Genomic DNA, 3,660 nt, shown 5'->3' with positions numbered 1-3,660 from the left:
GGGCCGGAGCCACCCCCGGCGTAGGGCCGCAATCTCGCAGAGCTCGTTGCGCCCACGCTGGCTCCGGCCGCCAAAGTCGCAATAAAATAGGATAGAGGGGCCAGTTACTTAGGGTAGTTCCAGCCCATTGCTCCCGCGGGCCCGCGGCGTTTATTCCGAGAGGCAACGCAACTGAAAACCGTGTGCTCGGTAGTCCGAATAGCTGGCGTTGAAGCCTTGCGAATGGAAATGTGAGTCCAGTCCACCGATGTCTCTCGTTGTTGAAGACCAGCAGAATCCGCTATTGCCAACGTTCCTGACCACGCCCTCATAGTCCGTGCGACCGAAATCGCGGTAGCCCGGGGCGGCGGAAAAGACCCCGACAGGCGTCTCAGCCTTCCGGAACGAATGATAGGATAAACCCTCGTGAATCGGAAAATCTTAGCCTTAGCTATCCCGAACATCGTCTCCAACGTGACCGTTCCCCTCTTGGGGATGGTCGATCTGGGCATCGTCGGGCGTTTGGGCGACGACGCCCTGATCGGCGGAATCGCCGTCGGCGGCACCCTCTTCAACTTCCTTTATTGGAACTTTAGCTTCCTGCGGATGGGCACCAGCGGCCTGACCGCCCAAGCCTATGGCGCCCGCGACTTTCGCGAAGCCGCCCGAGTGCTCGTGCGCGCCTTGTGCGTAGCCGGCACCGTCGCCTTGCTGCTCTGGGCCCTGCAACAGCCCATCCTGCGCGGCGCGATGTACGTCATGGAAGGCAGCGAAGCCGTGGAACAAGCCGCCCGCCGCTACTTCCTCGTTCGGATCTGGGCCGCCCCCGCTACCTTGGCCTTGTATGCCCTGACAGGCTGGTTCATCGGCATGCAGAACGCCCGCGCCCCCATGTGGATCGCCATCGGCATCAACCTCATGAACATCGGCGCCAGTCTGGCCGCCGTCCGACTCGGCGGCATGGGCATCGAAGGCGTTGCGCTCGGCACCGTCGTCGCCCAGTGGAGCGGCGTGCTTGCCGCCCTCTTCGTTATTCGGCGCTACTACGGTCGCTTTTTCGACCGCAACCTCGTTCGACAGAGCGGCATGCTGAAATGGAACGTCATGCGGCGATTCTTCCGCGTGAACCGCGACATCTTTCTGCGCACCGTTTGCCTCGTCGCCGTCTTCACCTACTTTACCGTCGCCTCCACCCGAATGGGAGATACCCTGCTGGCTGTCAATACCCTGCTTTTGCAGCTCTTCACCCTGTTTTCTTACCTGATGGACGGTTTCGCCTACGCCGGCGAAGCCCTTGCCGGACGCTACTACGGAGCCCGCAATCTCTCCCAGGTGCGTCGAGCCATACGCGGTTTATTGGGCTGGGGGACAGGCGTGATGCTGCTCTTTACGCTGCTTTATGCGACCATCGGCCAGTCGATACTGTCCCTTTTTACCGACAGCCCGGCTATCCTTGCAGCCGCCCGGGCGTATGCCGTATGGGCCGTGTGCGTGCCCGTGTGCGGATTCCTGGCCTTTATTCTGGACGGCGTGCTGGTCGGGATGACCGCGACCTGGGTGATGCGCAACGCCATGTTCGTAGCCACCGGCGTCTTTTTCGGTCTCTATTTCCTGCTGGAATCCCGGATGGGGAATGCCGGGTTGTGGATCGCCTTTCTGAGTTATCTTTTTCTTCGCGGCGCGCTTCAAGGGGTTTTCTTCAGTCGCCGAATTTTTAGTTGGTTTCCGGCTGGAAATAAACCGTAAGATTTTATTTTTCAGTTTTTTAAGACTAACTTTCCGGGGTTTGTCTTCGTAAAAAGCTATTTTGCTGCTGCTGCCCACGGGTCGTTGTGGAGTACTTTTACGTGCACCAAAAATGAAAAATTCGTATGGCAGATAAATTATATGTCTTCGACACCACGTTGCGCGACGGCGAGCAAGTGCCCGGATGTCAGCTCAATACGGTCGAAAAGATCGAAGTGGCGCGTCAGCTCGAACTGCTCGGAGTCGATGTGCTGGAGGCCGGTTTTCCGGTGTCGAGCCCGGGCGACTTCAACTCCGTGCGCGAGATTTCGCGGGCGGTGACCCAGCCTACGATCTGTGCCCTGACGCGGGCTGTCGAAAAGGATATCGAAGTGGCGGCCGATGCTTTGAAATATGCGCGTCGCGGTCGGATTCACACCGGGATCGGAACCTCCGACGAACATATCCGGTATAAATTCAACTCCACCCGCGAGGAGGTGCTGGAGCGGGCTGTGGCGGCCGTGAAATATGCCAAACGGTTTGTCGAAGATGTCGAGTTTTATGCCGAGGATGCGGGGCGGTCGGATAACGAGTATCTGGCCCGCGTGGTCGAGGCGGTCATTAAGGCGGGGGCGACCGTGGTCAATATTCCCGATACGACAGGCTATTGCCTGCCGGCGGAGTATGCCGCCAAGATCGCTTACCTGATGGAACATGTGGACGGCGTGCACCGCGCGATTCTTTCGACCCACTGCCATAACGATTTGGGGATGGCGACGGCCAATTCGCTGGCCGGGATTGCGGCGGGGGCGCGGCAAGTGGAGTGTACCATCAACGGCATCGGCGAACGGGCCGGGAATACAGCGTTGGAAGAGGTTGTGATGGCCCTGCGGTGCCATCGCGAGCTGGGCATCGACACCGATATCGACACGAAACGGATTACGGCGACCAGCCGGATGATTTCCAGTCTGATGAACATGCCCGTGCAGGCCAACAAGGCGGTGGTCGGGCGGAACGCTTTTGCCCACTCGTCGGGAATTCACCAGGATGGGGTGCTCAAAAACAGAGAGAGCTATGAAATCATGAACCCCGAGGATGTGGGGCTGTCGGACAACGCCATCGTGCTGACGGCGCGCAGCGGTCGGGCCGCACTGAAGCACCGGCTGGAACAGATGGGGTACCTGCTGGAGGGGGACGAATTGGCGCGGGCGTATGAAGAGTTCCTCGTGCTGGCGGACAACAACAAGAATATCCAGGACGAAGATCTGCTGCCGCTGGTGGGCGGAACAAAGAAACGCGACCGACATATCGAACTGACCTACTTACAGGTGCTCTCAGGGACTTTGGTTCCGACCGCTACCGTGCGGGTGCGGGTGGGCGGGAGCGAGGTGACCGCCACGGCGACGGGAAACGGACCGATCGATGCCTCGATCAACGCCATCCGGACGATCATCAAGGACAAGATTACCTTGCAGGAGTTCCTGATTCAGGCTATGACCAAAGGTTCCAACGATTTGGGGCGGGTGCACATGCAGCTGGTTTACGGCGATGTGGCGGTGCACGGGTTCGCTATTCATGCCGACATCACGCGCGCCGCGGTCGAGGCCTATATCGACGGGGTGAACAAAGCGCTCGCGTAGGGCTTTCGGGGTGGGTTTATTTGGGTAGATCCGGCCAGAGCATCCCGTAGGGATGCGCTCTAAAGTTTTTTCGGTTCCTTTTTGTTCACAACCGACGCTGCCAGCGAGAGCCGAAGGCAACGCGAAGCCAAAAGGAACAGTTTGAGGCGGGCGCGCGGACAGAGAACGGGGGCAGAGGCTGCCAGTTGAAATGCGCCAGCATTTCCCGTCCACGGGACGTGGGGCCCGGCCGGCCCGAGGCCAGTTTTAGGCGGGTCAAAGCTCGACCGCGCGCCGTCGCCTTAAAAGGGAAATCGTCAAAATGTGCTGGCACGTT

General features: G+C 59.5%; 3 protein-coding genes. 2 read left to right on the top strand and 1 reads right to left on the bottom strand.

All coding sequences use genetic code 11. The features are described 5' to 3' along the window. Positions 1-150 precede the first annotated feature (150 nt). Positions 151-303, bottom strand: coding sequence for a hypothetical protein (locus QZ302_RS09395; RefSeq protein ID WP_294594764.1), 153 nt, complete (start codon positions 301-303; stop codon positions 151-153). 102 nt (positions 304-405) lie between these two features. Between QZ302_RS09395 and QZ302_RS09390 the strand changes: the two genes are divergently transcribed. After that, positions 406-1,725 carry an MATE family efflux transporter gene (locus QZ302_RS09390; protein WP_294594763.1) on the top strand — a complete coding sequence of 440 codons (1,320 nt, stop codon included), beginning with the start codon at positions 406-408 and terminating at the stop codon, positions 1,723-1,725. A 125-nt stretch (positions 1,726-1,850) separates the two neighbouring features. Next, positions 1,851-3,344, top strand: coding sequence for a 2-isopropylmalate synthase (locus tag QZ302_RS09385; protein ID WP_294594762.1), 1,494 nt, complete (start codon positions 1,851-1,853; stop codon positions 3,342-3,344). The last annotated feature ends 316 nt before the right edge of the window (positions 3,345-3,660 follow it).

The sequence above is a fragment of the uncultured Rikenella sp. genome (assembly GCF_910579375.1).
Classification (GTDB): domain Bacteria; phylum Bacteroidota; class Bacteroidia; order Bacteroidales; family Rikenellaceae; genus Rikenella.
This window is presented reverse-complemented; position numbering and strand designations above follow the sequence as displayed.